We start from the raw sequence: 17,925 nt of genomic DNA, 5'->3' as shown, positions 1-17,925 counted from the left end.
ACCACATTCAAGGCTCGATTTCACTATATAACTTCCAAAGTGTCAATGAATTTTTCAAACTGTTTTCGCTTGATTTGAATACGGTTGCCGTTCATAATCACCCACCCGGCAGCCGGGTTTTCTTCCGCTAATTTACGCAGCTTGTTTTCCCCGATACGGAAATATTTTGACGCTTCCTCAATGGTGAGCGTGTACTTCTCCCAGATAGGCACATCAGTAATATTCATTAAAATGTCCCCCTTTCAATAGAGTACAATAGTTTCAAAAGTAGAAAGAGAGCTTTAATCGGACGGTTATTAGCATAACCTCATGGGAATTGCACCCCCGCATGGTTCTCATGCAGCCCTACCCATTGCCTGCGACGCTCTTAACGCTCGGACTGTGGCTGTAAGGAAGTATCATTGTATATTTTGCGTGTCGTCGCCCGCAAGCCGCTACACTTGCTTTCCGGCGCGGTGTTGGTCGCTCGGCTGTCCGGGTGGGGATAACCTCACCCGGATAGCGTCATGGCGCACCCGCCGTATGGCTCGGCGCAAAAGGAACGTATCCGATTTGCCCTATGCTGCGCCGCCGTTATCTTGCGCCGCTTTCTTTGTCAAGGTTCAGAATGGCTTTGCTGCCGCGTCAGCAGCGGAACGGAAAAGGGGGAGAGAGAAAGCGTCCCGCCGCCGCTGCGGTTTATTCCTCTGCCTTAAAGGTGAGGACAGCCATCATCAGTTTTGCTTGCAGCCGTTCCCGAATGTCGTGGTCTACGCCAAAATAGACGTTCCCGCGCTCGTCGTACAGCTTCCGCATGGAGAGGCGGGCTATGTAGCCGCTGAAATGCTGCAAGACAATCTTCATAGCGTCCGGGTCGCCCTTTGTCGCTGCCAAAATGACAGGATAGGGAACAAGGGCTTTTTCCGGGTAGCCGGGTTCGTTACCATTCGTCCCATTCATCAGCATTTTCCTCCAGATATTTTTTTAGTAGCTCAAAAGAGCTTGTCCGCCTGTACTGTATCGTGCTTCTCGACGTATCGAACAGCTCCGCAATCTCGGTGTCGTTCATTCCCTCGAAATAGTACAGGAGTACGGCTTTGCGCTTTTCTTCCGGCAAAGTACGGATTGCTTCAAGAAGCAGCTTCGGCGCGATTTTCTTCCCGGCTCTTTCAAAGGCGGTTTCCCCTTTGAAATATTCATCAAAGGTATGAAGCTGCCGCGCTTCTTCTAAGGTCAAGTCGGAAAAGGTAATCTCCTTTGCCTTATGCCTGTGCAGCTCTTTGTGAGCGTCACACGCTTCATTGTGCAGTACCGTATTGCAAAACTTCTGGAAAGCGCACTGTTTTATAAACTCCCTGCGATTAGGTTCCACATTCTCACCCCCCTTTCTCGTTGGAAAGTTGGTGGTGCTTCCCCCTTTTCGCGGGGCAATACTGCCTTTTGAAAAAAACGCCGAAGATTTTCGGATTTTTTTCAAAAAATTTTTTGAGCAGCAAAATACGCCTGTCCGAAAAGCCCGGACAGGCGTATAGGTATTGTAAGTAGTATTTAGATGATTAGACAGTTCATATTCAAGGGTGGAGAGGTTCCCGACGGTGGTCGGGCTTTTTTTGATAAGTCAATGACCGTCGGATTTTGTCGATAGGGTATGTGCTTCATGGCGGCTACCTCCTTTAGCCGCCGCTTTTAACAGTGATACCGCGTCATTTCATCAGAAAATAAAAAGAAACGGCGGCTTTGATTTTTCAAAGCTGCTGCGGAAATCAAAGAACGACAAGCAACAGTTCTGATTTTGCTCCAATATGGTTATTGGGGGCACAAATTAAAATCAAAAAAGAGCCGATAACAGCAGTATTTCAAACTGCATATTATCGGCTCTGCGTCTGTGCGTCTGGCTCTTTTAATTAAATTATTTTTGTTGTTTTTTGGCTTTATTATATGTATTAGCTAATTGTCCACAAGCTGCTTTAATCTCTCTACCATGAGAAACTCTCATGGTAACTTCAAGTCCTGTTTGCTCTAATTGATGTTTGAACGCAACCATTTCTTGTTTTTGTGGTGCTCTAATTTTTGAATTACTCGTCGGGTTGTATTGCAGCACGTTAATCATAACATTTTTGCCCTTAAACCATTTTGCAAGTTGCCTTATATCTGAGGAACGGTCATTTATACCTGGTAAAAGTAAATACGCAAATACCACTTTTCGATTATGCCTTTGTGAATAGGACAATGCTTGCTTAACAACATCTTCAATAGCGTACATGTGCATATGAGGAATGATACAGTTTCTCGCAGCCTGTGTTGCTGCATGTAAAGATATTGTCAACTGAATTTTTAGATGTTCTTCGCGCAATTTTTTTAATTGATTAACTGGACCAACTGTTGATACGGTAATGCCGTCGGTTGGAAAGTTAAGTCCATTTCTATCTCGAAGAATATGGATTGCTGCAATCAAGTTGTCGTAATTGAATAAAGGTTCTCCCATTCCCATAAAAACGATACGATTTACTTTTTGACGTATCAATATGACCTGCTGCACAATTTCAGACGGTGTTAGATTACGAACAAAACCATTGCGTCCGGACTCACAAAAAATACAGCCAACAGAACAACCAACTTGCGTACTTACGCAAACAGTCCCACCATCTCGCCGTTTAATAAAAACCGTTTCGATATACCTGTTGTCTTTCAATTCATAAACATACTTTTCAGTATCGCTACTTTTATAGACTTTTTTTGTTGATATTGATAGATTTTTTTTGTGAAATGGCTGTTTATATAATTCCGTATATAAGGCTCTTGCTTTATCCTCTCCAATTACTTCCGACATTTCTTTGTAAGTAAATCCGTATGGGTCATTCAATATTTCCGTAGGTGTACTTTTAGGTAAGTGTTTCATTTAATATCCTTCCTTTTCAAAATTAAAAAGTTTGTTTTTCAGAGTTTTTGATTATGATTTCTAATTTTTCAACATCAACGATATGTGTTAATTTACATTTAGGGCAGAAAAGAGGAAAATTTCTTAATACCGTATTATAAAATACTTGAACCCTCGTCTTTCCGTTACAAATTGGACATTTTATCCAATATTTTTCAAGCATAATATTTCTCCTTTTGCGCAAAAAAATACAGGTCAATTCTCAACATGAGCATTGACCTGCATTTATACATATAACACTACAACAAAATTAAGGCATAGTTTTTATACTATGTCTATACATCGTTAGTTTTGTTGTATAGCATACGCAAAATAAGCATGACAAAAAAGCCCATATTGAAAATGGGAAAAATCTTTTTTGATTTCAATGCTTATCGAATACGCATGCTATGTAACATAAACATTTCCCCCTTTTAATAATACTATACAAAAAAAGCGGATAGTTGTCAACATATACATATGAATTATTTTGGCTAACTAATAGAACAGTGTAGACATATCCAAGAAGAAAGGTGAACAGTAAAATGTAATAGGGTGAATAATTATGGCAAAAAGACCAGTACCAAAATACGACTTCAAGGCTTTTGGGGCAGCGATAAAGGCGGCGCGGACAGGGCGCAAGGAGAGCCGCAAGAAAGTGAGCGACGAAATGTTTATCTCGCCGCGCTACCTTGCGAACATTGAGAACAAGGGGCAGCACCCAAGTTTACAGATTTTCTTTGAGCTTATGCTCCGCTACAATATATCCGTAGACCAGTTCCTTTTGGAAACGCCGCCGGAAAAGAACACGCAGCGGCGGCAGCTTGACGCGCTCCTTGACGGTATGAGCGATCCCGTCCCTTGTCTACCCGCTATTACCGACAGCGGCAATATAAGGACATCATTTCTCGTTGTCGCCGTTATGACTACCGTTGCACTTTGCCCCGATTTCACATCGACTGTTTGACTGATCAAGCATTGCAGAATGCCCTCTTGCGGCACGATTCCCGTAAACGCATTTTCATCTGCGGCAGGCGACACCACGGCAATCATATCGGTTGGTCCTACACCATCATATACTTGAAATTTTGCTTTCAACTCTGCATACTCCGGTAAGGTACTCAAAAAATTATCTGCCTCTACATTGAGGGCAAATCCTGTATAATGCACTATCGCTACGGGATAATTACTCGGTACGCTTTCATTGGATGGGGCAATAGAGGTAATTGTACCATCCACCGGAGATTTCAATTCTTTGCCGTTCACAGTTCCAATAATTTGCCCGGCAGTGATTTTTTCTTCTAATTCTACCGCTGTATTAAATATGCCATTTTCGGGTGAGGAAATAATAAACGGTACTGCCGGAACAATAGTCGTTTGCGTTGAAACGGTTGGAGTAATTGTCCCTCGTACAACTGATACCGTTTTTTCTGCGGATGTTGCGCTATCTGTAAGATTGTTTTCGTCTGTCTGCCCAATTGCAGAGCAGGCAGATAGCGTAAATACAAGAAACAAAATAGAACATAGCAGCATTTGTTTTCTTAGCAACTTCATCATTCCTCCTTATGCTGTATCACAAAAAATACGAGCCTCTATCTTGATACTTTTATTGTACCAAAACAGAAGCCCGTATTTTCTTGATTGCTCGTAAGGTATTCCTCTTTTTTTCTATGCAAATTCTTACAATTTTCCTACGCCAACGGCAAAGTAATTGAAAACTTGTTTTGATCCTCTTGGCTCTCTGCAACGATTGTACCATTGTGTAGTTCAACAATCTGCTTTGCAATCGCCAAACCTAATCCAGCTCCTCCACTGCTTGTACTTCTCGCTGCGTCAAGCCGATAAAACTGCTCGAAAATCCTGTTTAACTTTTCTTCCGGCAGAGTATCGCCGTGGTTACAAAAAATAATGCTGACCGTATCTTCCTGACATTGTGCGCTGATCGTGATATCCGTATTTTCAAAACTGTAGATAACCGCATTTCTCAAAAGGTTATCAAAAACACGCTGAATTTTGTCTGCGTCACATCGAAGCATTATATCATCATCAACACAAAGATTACATTGCAAATTCTTTGATTTGAGCATAGGCTTAAATTCATATACAAGTTGCTCCAGCAGGCGAGTTAAATTGATTTTCGTGTATTGTAATGTAATATCGTATATATTGAATCGTGTTATCTCGAAAAACTCGTTAATCAGATCCTCTAACCGTTCTGCCTTACCAAGAGTGATTGAAAGGTACTTTTCTCGAAGTTCCTTTGAGATTTGCGACTCATCACGCAGTAAAGTAAGATACCCGATTACAGAAGAAAGCGGTGTTTTCAAATCGTGTGCAAGATACATAATCAGGTCATTTTTTCGCTGCTCATTTTCTTTTGCAAGCCTTGCATTACTTTCAGCCTCTTGTTTTAACTGATTGATGTTAGCGGCGATTTCACTCAACTCCGGGGACATTTCAATGTAACTGACATTCTGATCGAACATTTTTCCTGTCGCAGCCTGTACCTCGTACACATAGGCGACTACTTTTTTCAAAAGTAGGTATGTCATGTATATAATACAGCCACCCCACACGATTACAGCCACTATATAAAGATATACTGTTCTGTAATACAAGTAATAATACAAAACATACTTGCGGAGAATTTCCTCTGCCATAATTCCTAAAAGAAAAGTACCGCCAAAAATAAGCACAGAGCAAATCGCACATTGAATTACATACCCTTTGAACAAGGTAGAGAGCAGATAGTTTTTTTCTTTTTTATTCAATTTCATACCCTACCCCCCAAACAGTTTTAATGAACTTCGGATTTTTTGAAGGTTCATTCAATTTTTCCCGAAGCCGCCCAATGTGCGCCATTACCGTATTGTTACTGTTGCGAAGATACTTTTCTTTCCACACGGCTTCAAATAATTCCTCCGAGGCGACAACTTTACCCTGATGTTCGCACAGATACCACAGAATAGAAAACTCCAACGGAGTCAAGGCTATTTCTTTGCCATACAAGTAGCACTTGTGGCTGACTCTGTTTATCAGTAGACCTCTGATGTCATACTCGTCTTTTTCTTCGGATTGGCTCAAATTAGGACTGTTATAGCTCTGATAACGCCTTAATTGCGTCTTTACTCTTGCCACAACCTCTAAAGGATTAAACGGTTTCGTTATATAATCATCCGCACCAATCGTAAGCCCCATAATCTTGTCGCTATCCTCAATTTTGGCGGTAAGCATAATAATAGGGAAGTAAAACTTTTCCCGAATTTTTTGGCAAAGTCGAAAACCATCAATATCCGGCAGCATAATATCAAGTATCGCTAAATCAATCTGCGACTGTTTGATACATTTCATCGCCTCTAACCCATTATAACATTTATATACTGAATAACCATCGTTACTCAAATACACTTCAAGCAGATCAACGATTTCTTTTTCGTCATCCACAATTAAAATCTTCTTGTTCATTGATCCTACACCTCATTTTCGGGTACGGCTTCCATTATGTCGCCAAAATCACACTCTAAGTATTCGCATATATTCAACAGCACGGGAAGGGTAACATTTTCATTTTTTCCGAGTTTCGCAAATGTACTTTTGCTTGCCCCGACCGCTTCTCGTAATTGACTCTTTTTCATTCCCTTGTCAATCAGAAGTTTCCAAAGTTTGTTGTACCGTACTTTCATTTCCGCACCTCCACCCAAATATAGTTTGTATTATAGCACTTTGAGAGTGAAATCGCAATTATTAAGTCTGTATTTTGAGACTTTTAGTTTTCAAACCGGCACAATATCTTTCTGATATGTAATCCAACCGCCTGCAAAATGCAGGCGGCTTGTGTATTTTAATAGGCAGGTGCGCCGTAGCCAAGAATCTCGTAATAACCGATAGAATACTCATTGACTCGGCAACTGTCGCCGGAGTTGCCCTCGACCGTATAAACCTTGCCGTTTTCGACCTTTTGAACAATACCCGTATGGTCGGATAATCCATCCTGACCACTTTCGTCTGCCCAATCGAAGAAAATAATCATTCCGGGGGCAGGCTCGGCGCTGCCATCCAGCCATTGTCCACGATCCTTAAACCATTGTACTCCGTTGACACAGCCTGCATATTTTGGGATAACTCCAGCGTCGATATAGCCGCACTCGTTGGCACACCAAGATACAAAGCAAGCACACCATTCTACACGGGAGTTAAAACCGTACCACGACCAATACGGCTGACCGCCCACATTGCCAACCAGAGAGAGTGCAACGGTCACGATCTGTCCGTCGCCGCCTGTAATGCCGTAAAGCACCTGTGACCAAAGGTAATTGTTTTCATCTGCAAGCAGTTCAGCGAGGTAGCCTTTCTGTTCTTCGTTAAAACCATATTGCGCCGCCATTTCCTCGGCAGTCTTGTGGCTGACGGTAATATACAGATAGGTTTGTGTGACCGTGCTTTCAGTTTCCACGATATTACCGTGTCCGTCATCGGTTTCGGTAATAACTGTTTCGGTCTTGCTCTCTGTTCGGGAAGATATTTGATTCATCTCCCAAAAGATGTCTTTTAAGAGTTGCTTTTTGCCATCGTCCATTGTGGCAACCTCTTGGGGGTTATCTTGATCCGTATTCGTTTTTACAGAGTAAACGGCAAGCACCTCTTTCCAAACGGCTCTGCTGCCACTCATTTCAAGAACATCATAGGATACCGAGTTCTTTTCCTCTTGCAGCTTGGTATCGTATTCGGTATTGATTTCCTGCACAACGGTCTGCATACTCATTCCAGTGCCGGAATCTTCGTCTGAGAAGAAAATGCCAAATACTGAGCCGAGGATCATACCAATCAGGCAAATCACGATAATAACCAAAACCGCCACCCAGCCGCCTGCGGCGATAGCGGCAATCAAGGCTTTCGTTCCGGCAATAATCGCTTTAATGGCAAGTGCGGTCGCTTTGGCAATCGCCTTTACCGTAACCACGGCGGCTTTTGCCGCAGCCCTTGCCGCTTGTGCTGCTCTCTGTGCAGTTTTAACCGTAATGATTGAATCCACCTAAAAATCCTGGATTGCTATGCCCCCGCTTATGCCCCTTGTCATCATAATGGTTTAAACCGCCAAAGAATCCTGGTCGACTCTCACCTACTTTATGCCCGTTATTGTCATAATGATTCATACCACCAAAAAAGGAAGGCGAACTATGTCCGATTTTCTTTCCATTTGCATCATAGTCGTTCATACCACCAAAGAATCCTGGTCTGCTCTCGCCTACTTTTTTCCGTTTGCATCATAATGGTTTATGGATCCAAAGAATCCTGGTCTGCTATATCCTTTTTTACTCATAATGTCATCCTCCTGACTCTATTAGCCTCTTGTTTGATCTCAGAATAACACACTTTTCTCATTTGGAAGTCGCATAACAGGCGACATTCTTTTATCGCATTTACATTCATTATACCATTTATAATTCTTCCGACAATACGCAATAAAGCCGGAAGCCACGTTATCATCCATGACCTCCGACTCGTTCTGCTTATTCTACACTGTCCTTACACCCAAATCAACTCCTCTCTCCGTTTTATCTTTTCCCTGCTTTTCTTGAATAATCCTCTTATTGATCTCAAGCCGTTCATGAATGGATAATTTCTTATCTTTTCCATCTACCGCCTGCTTCTGCTGTGCCGGTTTTCTATCTGTTTTTCCTACATCCTTAACAACTTCATTCGCTTCGGTACTTGTTACCCTCTCATCTGCTCTTCCTTCATATCTTTCTGCTATCTGCTGTTCTCGTCTCTCCTTCACACCTTTTTCCTCCAGATTGCAAAAACTCTGCAGATACGGAAGCACATGATTCTGCATGTCTGTCAGATCTTCCATATACTTTTGGAACTCTTCACTTCCTTTGCCTTTCTGGTAATTGATCCAATACTCATCTGTAAGCTTCATTTCATTATCATACTTCAACTGACTCACAATACCGCCATGTCCATTTCCAATATCCATTGACTTCTTAAAATGATGCAGCATCTGTTCACCTTTTTCCGCATAATATACAGTCACATATATCTTTGCAATTTTTGTAGGTTCCTCTGTCTTCGGATCACGTTTTGCATACCATTCTTTATCCATTTCTGCTGTTTTTGCATCCAGCTCAGACAGCTTCTGACATCTTGGATTCATGAGATCACTTTCTTCACAATAGTTTACATACACCATTGGTTCCATATCCTTTGGAAGTTCAGGTTCATAGGCTTTCAGTCTTTCAATCAATACTCCTGCACGAACAGACAGATCGCATTCTTCGTCTACAATATCCTTCAGATATGAAATATAGGAATGAATATTTCCACTTCTCAAATCCAGCATTACTTCCTGCACCGTATTTTCTCCCCTCTCCACATTATCTCGATACTCATACGGATCAAAAGCTTCTGCAATCTCATCCAGTGCCTCTGCCAGCTGTTCTGTGGTCATTTTCTCAGGATACATTGCTTCTCGAACATCCCTCATCGGTACATACTTGTAGTCCGGCAATGCTTCATGAATTTTCTCGATCCCTTCCCGTACCAGTGCAAGTTCTCCATAAAATCGAACATCATCCATCAGATCTCCGAATACGGTATTCCCTTTAACGATCGCAAATTCGGCTTCATCATAGTAACTGTCTTCCGGATCACGATAAATAATTCCCATTGAGCATCCCAGATACGCAGTTTTAGGATTCTCCCTATATTTTTCATAGACCGCAGCAATCTGATTAACATCGGTACTTTTTTCATAAGCTCCCATATCATGGAACTCATCACATTCTGTGGCGAAATATTCCAGATAAGGCTCTTTCTTCGGTGGCATATTATTAAGGACGTTATCAATCATGTTATAATTCGCCTCTTCCAGTTCCTCCACCTTTGCCAAAGGCTTATATTCGCCCTGGCTTTTCTGAATCTCTGCCATTACAACTTCATCCATTTCTTCTACTTTTTCCATCAACTGATCATAATCTCCACGGATGCGTTCTCCAGTCCAGCCTTCGTCTTCCAGAAGTTCCTCTGCCGCTTCTTCAATAGAAATTTGATCATTTTCATAGACGCCACCATCCATCAGACGAAAATCTTCATCGTAAAACGAATAATCATATCCTTCTTCTGTTCTCTGAATAGCAAAGTAACGTTCTCCTACCTCATATGCCAGTTCACTAAGAACCTGTTCTTCCAGATTCAGGAAAGAATCCAGCTGTTCAAAACTGATACTGTCTACAAAATGAGCGGTTACTTTTTCCCCGTCATTCAGAACTATGATATCACTGACAGACAGGGAATGCCCACGGAAATCTTCCGGTCTATCAATGTTGAACCTTTCAAAAATATCATCCAGTGACATATTTCCCGATAATTCCCCAACATAGACCAGCTTATAATCTTCTTTTTTTATCTGCATACCATGACTTTCAATAAAGCGCATATTCATAAATGCATAGTTTTCGCCCGGTGAATCGTCCTTGATCTGATAAATACCAAAGGTTCGCCTTGTTCCTAACAACAGGTTTGCCTCTTTCAAAGACTGAATCTGCGGATATTTCTGCATTTCCCATTCCAGGTTACGGAAACGCTCCAGTTCTGTCATAGACATCTGATAATGCTCCGGTCCTCGTTCAATTTCCATGCGTTCCGTGACATACATTGGTGATGAAAAATTAGTGATCAGATAGATATCTGCTCCGGCATCGTATAATTTCAGTGCTTCTTCCTGCTCAATGACACTCATAGGCTCCTGAAATGCTCCAAAATCTTCATCGGCATAATCCAGGTCATTCTCCTCTATCCGTTCCCACATCTGCGATTCCATGCCAAACAGACCTTCATGCGCCTGTATCATTTCTTTACTTGCATACTCTCCCTTGCTGCCATCGCTGCCCAGGCAATAAATCTTAGAACCCATTCTGTGATAATCCAAAGCTGCTTCTTTTCTAAGCGGCACCATGTCTTCTGCTGTATATCCATAATCACGTAATTCCAGCTTACCTATGGTTGGATCTGGTAGATCCTGAATATCCATTCTTGCATCATCCAGTAGATCCTCTACCCCTTCTTCATCTGCCTGGATCACTGCATCTGCTAGATTTCTTACCAGAGTCCTAACTTTCTCTTCCTCACCGATCAGATTCGCATATTCAAAAAGCTGTTCTTTTACATCTGTTGGAAATTCTATGCCTCTACGCTCTGCCTGACTGATCTGTCCCTGCGTGTATTCCTGCATTTTCTGTGTTTCTCTACCCGTTATCCTGTTTCTTGCCATATAAATTCCTCCTGTGTTCTAAAAAATGGCATAACCGACAGAACCTTCTTCTACCAAATTATGCCATCTTTCCTCTTTATTCCAGACCGAAGTCCCGTTTTCTGGTTTCCTTGCCAGTTTCACTTTCCCGCTGACTCTTTTCCTTATAAATCTGCAGTTTCTCATGGATAGAACCTCGTGCCGGTCTTTCTTCTTTCTCTTTTGATTCCGACTGCTCTGTTTCTGTATCTTCCCGTTCATCCATATTGAGAAGTGCATTTAACTCTGACAGTCGCTCCAGTTTTTGGTTCAGTTCCTCTTCTTTTGGAAATGGCTTCCCGACTTCCTCTTTGGCGTTTGTCATCTGCTCCTGTACCGTTTCCAGCCGTTGTTCTGCTTCTGCCAGTTTCTCCGGATAACTTTCTAAAAGATTATTGATACGAGTGATATTTCCTAGAGCATCGGCTCCCAATCGAACTTTAGCTACCGATTCATGCTTTACAGACAGGATAAACTCTTTGCTCCAACTGTCGAATTGGATTCTCATGTTAAATCCCTGATAGCTTCCAATATCCATAGCTGCATCCACAGACTTAATTTCTTTGCAGACCGCCAGAAGAGCCGCTCCTGCCTCTTTCTTTTCTGTGAACACTTTGCCACTGATTTCCATAGAAAACTGCTCTGGATCTGTGATTTTGTACTCAGAAAAATGAGCGATGTCTGCCTTGTAGCTGTCAATGATCTCTGTCAGTTTTGCAATCTGTTGTGGAAAATTCCTTGCAATATCATCTTCCAGTCGATACTGGTTATTCATGTGGTTGGCTTTTAAAAGTTTTAATTTTGCCACATCAACATCCAATGCCATCTTCTCTTTTACTGCCGGATTTCCGGTTGCAAGAGCTTTGACCTCTGCATAGGAAAGTGCCGCTTCGTCTACATCTTCACAGCTTCGCACAGGTGCTTTGCTGGTCATAATCTGAGAAATGAATTTCTGCTTGTTCTCAATCAACTGCCACATGTAGCTGTCAAATGTGGATTCAGTTACATACCGGAAGATATGAACCTTTTTATTATGGTTTCCCTGACGGATAATACGTCCTTCCCTCTGTTCCAAGTCAGATGGTTTCCAGCCAATATCCAGATGATGCAACGCAATCAGACGATCCTGCACATTGGTTCCTGCACCCATCTTTGCTGTAGAACCAATCAAAAAACGAACCTGTCCGGATTTCACTTTTCCAAACAGCTCCGTCTTCTTTGCTTCTGTATTTGCATCATGAATAAAAGCAATCTCTTTTTCCGGCACTCCTTTTTCCATCAGTTTCCGTTTCAGGTCGTCGTAGACATTAAAACTGCCATCGCCTTTCGGTGTACTCAAATCACAGAAAATCAATTGTGCTGATTTCTGTGCTGCTGTGTCTTTCCAGATTTCATAGCTTTTCTCTGCACAGACTGATATCTTGCTTTCCGGATTGTCTGGCAATAATTCGTTCACTAAACGCTGATCCAATGCTAACTTTCTTCCATCATTGGTGATTTTCAGCATATTATCAACCGCGGCATCTACTCCGCCATTTCTGACAACTTCCGCACGTTCTCCAAGGCTTTCTACGATTTCTTTCTGCTGTTCCGTTGGTTTCAGCACCACTGTTTCATATTCTGCTTCCGGCACAGGAAGCTTTAACTGATCGGAAGTCTTGATATCTGCAATCTCCTTGAACATATTCATCAGTTCCGGGATATTATAAAACCGTGCAAATCTGGACTTTGCACGATATCCTGTTCCTTCGGGAGCAAGTTCGATGCTCGTGACAACTTCTCCAAAAGTGGAAGCCCAGGAATCAAACAGTCCAAGTCCCATATTTTGTAATTTACTGTTCTGCAGATATCGCTGCATAACATATAATTCCGTCATACTATTGCTGATTGGTGTGCCCGTGGCAAAAGTAATGCCTTTTCCTCCAGTAATCTCATCCAGATACTGACATTTATTGAACATATCTGCCGACTTCTGTGCTTCGTTCTGTGCAATCCCGGCTACATTCCTCATTTTTGTATAGAGAAACGCATTTTTATAGCTGTGTGCTTCATCTACATACAAGTGATCTACTCCCAGTTCTTCAAACGTAACTACCTGATCTTTTTTTTCTTTCTGATTCAGCTTTTCCAGCCTTGTCTGCAGTGTCTTTCTGGTTTTTTCAATCTGTTTGACGGTATAACGTCCGCCATCCTGTTCATACCTTGCACTCTGAATCGCCATTTCCAGATCATCAATCTGCTTCCGCAGCATAGCTTCCTGCCTCTCATCAGAGATTGGTATACGCTCAAACTGGGAATGACCAATAATAATAGCATCGTAATTTCCCATAGCGATTCTGGCACAGAACTTTTTCCGATTCGCCGGTTCAAAATCTTTCTTGGTTGCCACCAGAATATTGGCACCTGGATATAACTGCAGGAATTCTGCTCCCCACTGCTCCGTCAAATGGTTTGGAACGACAAAGAGGTTTTTCTGAGATAATCCCAGACGTTTGCTCTCCATTGCAGCCGCTACCATCTCGTAGGTCTTCCCAGCTCCTACTACATGAGCAAGAAGCACATTATCACCATAAAGCTGATGTGCGACTGCATTTTTCTGGTGTGGGCGAAGCTCAATTTCCGGATTCATTCCAGGGAATGTCAGATGGCTGCCATCATATTCACGAGGTCGGATACTGTTAAATCGTTCATTGTAAACTTTTACCAGTCTTTCACGCCTCTGCTGATCTTTAAAAATCCAATCCTTAAATGCTGCTTTCATGGCATCCTGCTTCTGTGATGCCAGCATGGTTTCTTTCTTATTGAGGACACGGATTTCATCACCATTCTCATTGACACTCTTATCATAGATGCGTACATCTTTCAGGTTCAGGGTATCTTCCAGAATCTTATAGGCATTTGCTCTCTCAGTTCCATACGTTGCATAGGCAAACGCATTTCTCGGACTGTCGGCATTCTTTCCTGTAATCCTCCATTCACCATTGACCTCAGAGTATTTTACCTGTATTTCCTTCTGTGCAAGATACCACGGGGTATGAAGCAGTTCCCGCATAAAGTCCTGATAATCCGATGGTTCAATCCAGGTTGCCCCAATCCTTATTTCTATTTCAGATGCTTCCAGATTTCTTGGCTGAACTGCCTCCAATGCACGGACATTCGGTGTAAATTCCGGACGATTCTCTGCAAAGGTTCTCGCAGTATTTAATTTATCCCTGACATTTCCGGACAGATATTCATCTCCGCTCTCCCACTGGTCTGTCAGTGGATTCTTAAAGATAACTCCAACCAGTTCCTCCGTGATTTTTTCTTCTGTCTTTCCAGTCAGCTGTGCCATATAGTTCAGATCCACCTTTGCTCTTTCATTCAAAGATAATGCTAACGCTTCTGTCGCTGTCTCAACGCTTGTCACAGCGACCGCCTTTTTAATGGTTCGCTTAGTAAACATGTCTGCTTTTCGTTTCAGCGTTCCATCTTCGTTCAAGTCTTCCAGTGAACACAGCAGACAATAAGAAGAGTCATCAGAAAATGCACGTTTGTTGGCATTACTTCCAATGACTCCATACTTTGCCGTGTAGGTATCATATACCTGATTCAGTTTCTCCTGCTGTTTCTGGATTTCTTCGTCTGTGACGGATTCCTCCATCTGCATGGCGATCAACTCCCGGACAGTATCACGGATTGCAACCATGCCTTTTACACGTTCTGCAGTAGCGGCAGGCATCTTCACCTGATTCATCAATGAGTTGACACGGTAATATACCTGATCATCTACCACCGTATAGCTGTAATTTCGGATATTTGGATCTGCCGGAATACTCTCTGGCATCTCATCCAGTTCTGTTTCCACATCTACTGCCGGTACCATGCTTCCATGAATGTTCTTGACCGCTTCTGCAAGCTGGAGTTCAAGGTCAGCACCTTCTATCGGCATACAAGTTGTTTCCGTACCATATGGACCCGATACTTCTTTCATCTCACCCAGAATCATTTCAGGATGGTCTGCAAAATACTGGTTGACTGTAATTCCATTGGTATCACTTCCAAGATTCACCCACTCCGGCATCTCTTTTGTCATGCTGTCACGCTTCTGGAAAAACAAAATATCAGCACTGACTTCTGTTCCTGCATTTGCCTTAAAAGCTGTGTTGGGCAGTCGGATTGCTCCCAACAGATCTGCCCTCTCTGCCAGATATTTCCGTACTTCCGGTGACGCCTTATCCATGGTTCCCTTTGTTGTGATCAACGCAGCCACACCACCTGGCCGTAACTGATCTATCGTTTTGGCAAGAAAGTAATCATGAATCATGAAATTGAAGCGATCATACTGACGGTCATTGACCTTATATGCACCGAATGGCACATTTCCAATCGCCACATCAAAGAAATCATTAGGATAATCTGTCTTCTCAAAACCTTTGATCTGAATATTGGCATCAGGATAGAGCAGCTTTGCAATTCTGCCGCTGATGCTGTCCAATTCCACACCATAAAGTTTGGACTGGTTTAGATTCTCCGGAAGCATTCCAAAAAAGTTCCCGACTCCCATAGATGGCTCCAGGATATTTCCTTTTGTAAATCCCAGATTCTCCAACACCTGATACATACTGTCAATCACAATCGGCTGTGTATAATGAGCATTTAAGGTGGAAGCTCTGGCGGCAGCATATTCCTCCGGTGTAAGAACCGTCTTTAATTCCAGATATTCTGTCTCCCATGCAGCTTTTGTTTCATCAAATGCATCTGCAAGACCTCCCCAGCCAACGTACCTGGATAAAATCTCCTGTTCCTCTGGTGTCGCATTACGGTTCTCATCCTCACATTTCTTCAACAGCTGGATTGCCATGATATTGGCACGGAACTTTTCTTTTGCTGTACCCTGTCCAAGCTCATCATCTGTGATGCGGAAGTTCGTTGCTGGAATCGGTTCTGATATTCCGTTAATCTCTTCCAAAGATTCTTTTTCTTCCGATACCTCAACTTCTCCAGATAATTCTTTTTCTTTTTTATCATAATCTGTCCACACACGATTAGAAATAGCAGTGAAATACGAGGACTCTTCCTCCATTATTTCTTCCCTGATTTCCCGTAATTTATCTAGGGTATCCGCATTTACTGTTTTGTTGTGATAATGATAATAAAGTACTTCTTGTCCAAGTTTTACATCCAGACGTTCCAATTCTTGTGTTGACATTCGATTCCAAATATCATCTTTTTCCGTATGAATCGTGAAACCTTCTCCATCATCATGATATTCTAATGTGTATTGAAGTTGATTCTCTTCTCCCTTAACTTTGCAATCAAAATCATGAATTGTTGTTCTGGTACCAGACATATATTCTGAATCAACTAATTGCAAATCAGTTATATCTTCAGCGGTCAAAGTATCCTGCTTCTGTTGTTCTCCTAACATCTGCTGTGCTTCTTCCAGATCTGCCTGTCTTTGTGCTTCCTGTCGCTCTTCGTACTTTTCCATTTCTTCTGGTGACAAATAATCATCTGTGCGGATTAACTGGCAGACACGTTCTGCAACTTTGTTCCACTTTAATAAAACTTCTACCTCTGGACTGCCAATTTTCCCTTTTGCAAGTTTTAATCCTTTTGCATCATGGGATGCGTCGGAAGCACCTGCTCCTGGTATTCCGGGTGAAGAACCACCTGTTCCATACTCATTTTTCAGGAACTCAGCTGCATCTTTCATATCATGGTGCTCCATGAAATATTCGTAAATCCGGTTACGTCCTCCGGCAGTAATTCCGCCTCTTCTTAACACTGCATCAATTTCATCCTGTGTGATAAAGGACAGTGCCGGTCGCTCTACCTTGAATTGCTGATCCACCCAGAAACGCTCCCTCTGGAGATCTTTATAACGCTGGAAATATTCCGGATTATGCTGGATTTCCCAACGATGATAATCTTCTGGATTCTTTTCCATATCTTCCTGAAGCCATTCAAAACGATAGGCAGTCGCAGCTGCTTCTTCTGGATCTGTCCAAGCTGCTCCCACTACGTCCTGCCAGTCAGAATAAGACAGCTGTTCTTCTCTGTTTCTGCTCGTATCACGAAAATGGAGTGCCAGAAGATCAGTCATTTCTTCCTGCTCCTGCTCGATAGCATTATTGGAGATAAGATTATCAACGTAATTTCCTTCCTCATACATATCCCAGATCCTGTCAGCAGCTTCTTCCCACGTAACGATACGGTCAAAGTTTCTTCTTGCAGAGTCACCTCTCCGGATACGGATACCATCGTTGTCGTACCAGATACTGATTTTCTGATTATCTATGGTAAATCCTTTTCCTCCGGTGCCATATTCATCTTTCAGGAAACTTTGCATTTCTTCATTATCCAGACCTTCGATCAGTCTTGCAGTAATGTGAAACAGTGTATTTTTCTGTCCACTTCCTGTTCGGAGAATATCGTCTACCACTTCATCAGAAATAAGAAAAGCAGCTGGCTGTTCTAATGCAGCTGCCGCTTTCCTTATTTCTCCTAACTGTTCTTCTTCTGTTGGGAACAGGCTTAACTGTAAATAATCTCCTGGATCACCAGTTCCTCTGCCTGTGCTTTGATCTGGTTCATGTGTCTGGTCCACGCCATTGTGTCTGCCATCTTGTCCGGTGCCGGATCTTTCTCCAGAAGTTCGTTTATCAGGTTGTCTACTCTCTGTCTTGCCTGACTGTCGACCTCCATCAGATGACTGTCCAGACGGTTCTGCAGTGTCAGAATGTTGAACCTGGCT

Annotated in this window: 14 protein-coding genes; 1 reads left to right on the top strand and 13 read right to left on the bottom strand. The window is 42.4% G+C overall.

What is annotated here, in order from left to right; genetic code table 11:
- Positions 1–23: 23 nt before the first annotated feature.
- From G5B12_RS15435 to G5B12_RS15415, 5 genes are all read right to left on the bottom strand, one after another.
- Positions 24–227 (bottom strand): excisionase, encoded by a 204-nt coding sequence (locus G5B12_RS15435; protein WP_002590584.1) that lies wholly within the window; start codon positions 225–227, stop codon positions 24–26.
- A gap of 451 nt (positions 228–678) precedes the next feature.
- On the bottom strand, positions 679–939 hold the full coding sequence (locus tag G5B12_RS15430) for a helix-turn-helix domain-containing protein (protein ID WP_002590583.1): 261 nt from the start codon (positions 937–939) through the stop codon (positions 679–681).
- Positions 920–1,351 (bottom strand): RNA polymerase sigma factor, encoded by a 432-nt coding sequence (locus tag G5B12_RS15425; RefSeq protein WP_174088738.1) that lies wholly within the window; start codon positions 1,349–1,351, stop codon positions 920–922. Before G5B12_RS15425 ends, G5B12_RS15430 begins: the two co-directional genes overlap by 20 nt.
- A 537-nt stretch (positions 1,352–1,888) precedes the next feature.
- Entirely contained in the window at positions 1,889–2,878 is a 990-nt protein-coding gene (gene rlmN, locus G5B12_RS15420) for a 23S rRNA (adenine(2503)-C(2))-methyltransferase RlmN (protein WP_002590581.1), read from the bottom strand.
- A 22-nt stretch (positions 2,879–2,900) separates the two neighbouring features.
- Positions 2,901–3,080, bottom strand: coding sequence for a cysteine-rich KTR domain-containing protein (locus tag G5B12_RS15415; protein ID WP_002588768.1), 180 nt, complete (start codon positions 3,078–3,080; stop codon positions 2,901–2,903).
- A 381-nt stretch (positions 3,081–3,461) separates the two neighbouring features.
- On the opposite strand from G5B12_RS15415, the gene G5B12_RS15410 reads away from it, so the two are divergent.
- Positions 3,462–3,863 carry a helix-turn-helix domain-containing protein gene (locus G5B12_RS15410; protein ID WP_244096120.1) on the top strand — a complete coding sequence of 134 codons (402 nt, stop codon included), beginning with the start codon at positions 3,462–3,464 and terminating at the stop codon, positions 3,861–3,863.
- 724 nt (positions 3,864–4,587) lie between these two features.
- Here the strand turns inward: G5B12_RS15410 and G5B12_RS15400 are convergent.
- From G5B12_RS15400 to G5B12_RS17655, 8 genes are all read right to left on the bottom strand, one after another.
- On the bottom strand, positions 4,588–5,673 hold the full coding sequence (locus tag G5B12_RS15400; protein ID WP_008703821.1) for a sensor histidine kinase: 1,086 nt from the start codon (positions 5,671–5,673) through the stop codon (positions 4,588–4,590).
- Positions 5,660–6,361, bottom strand: coding sequence for a VanR-ABDEGLN family response regulator transcription factor (vanR, locus tag G5B12_RS15395; protein ID WP_004853366.1), 702 nt, complete (start codon positions 6,359–6,361; stop codon positions 5,660–5,662). Before vanR ends, G5B12_RS15400 begins: the two co-directional genes overlap by 14 nt.
- A 5-nt stretch (positions 6,362–6,366) precedes the next feature.
- Positions 6,367–6,579, bottom strand: coding sequence for a helix-turn-helix domain-containing protein (locus G5B12_RS15390; RefSeq protein WP_008703822.1), 213 nt, complete (start codon positions 6,577–6,579; stop codon positions 6,367–6,369).
- A gap of 158 nt (positions 6,580–6,737) precedes the next feature.
- Positions 6,738–7,928 (bottom strand): CHAP domain-containing protein, encoded by a 1,191-nt coding sequence (locus G5B12_RS15385; RefSeq protein WP_008703824.1) that lies wholly within the window; start codon positions 7,926–7,928, stop codon positions 6,738–6,740.
- Entirely contained in the window at positions 7,906–8,112 is a 207-nt protein-coding gene (locus G5B12_RS15380) for a hypothetical protein (RefSeq protein ID WP_012744284.1), read from the bottom strand. Before G5B12_RS15380 ends, G5B12_RS15385 begins: the two co-directional genes overlap by 23 nt.
- A gap of 299 nt (positions 8,113–8,411) precedes the next feature.
- Positions 8,412–11,168 carry a YodL domain-containing protein gene (locus tag G5B12_RS15375; RefSeq protein WP_015514513.1) on the bottom strand — a complete coding sequence of 919 codons (2,757 nt, stop codon included), beginning with the start codon at positions 11,166–11,168 and terminating at the stop codon, positions 8,412–8,414.
- A gap of 76 nt (positions 11,169–11,244) precedes the next feature.
- Positions 11,245–17,778, bottom strand: coding sequence for a DEAD/DEAH box helicase family protein (locus tag G5B12_RS15370; RefSeq protein WP_330597751.1), 6,534 nt, complete (start codon positions 17,776–17,778; stop codon positions 11,245–11,247).
- The coding region (locus G5B12_RS17655; RefSeq protein ID WP_244096119.1) for a TnpV protein at positions 17,706–17,925 on the bottom strand (220 nt) is incomplete at its 5' end. The genes G5B12_RS17655 and G5B12_RS15370, both read right to left, overlap by 73 nt.

The organism is Blautia sp. MSK.20.85, from assembly GCF_013317245.1.
Classification (GTDB): domain Bacteria; phylum Bacillota; class Clostridia; order Lachnospirales; family Lachnospiraceae; genus Blautia_A.
This window is presented reverse-complemented; position numbering and strand designations above follow the sequence as displayed.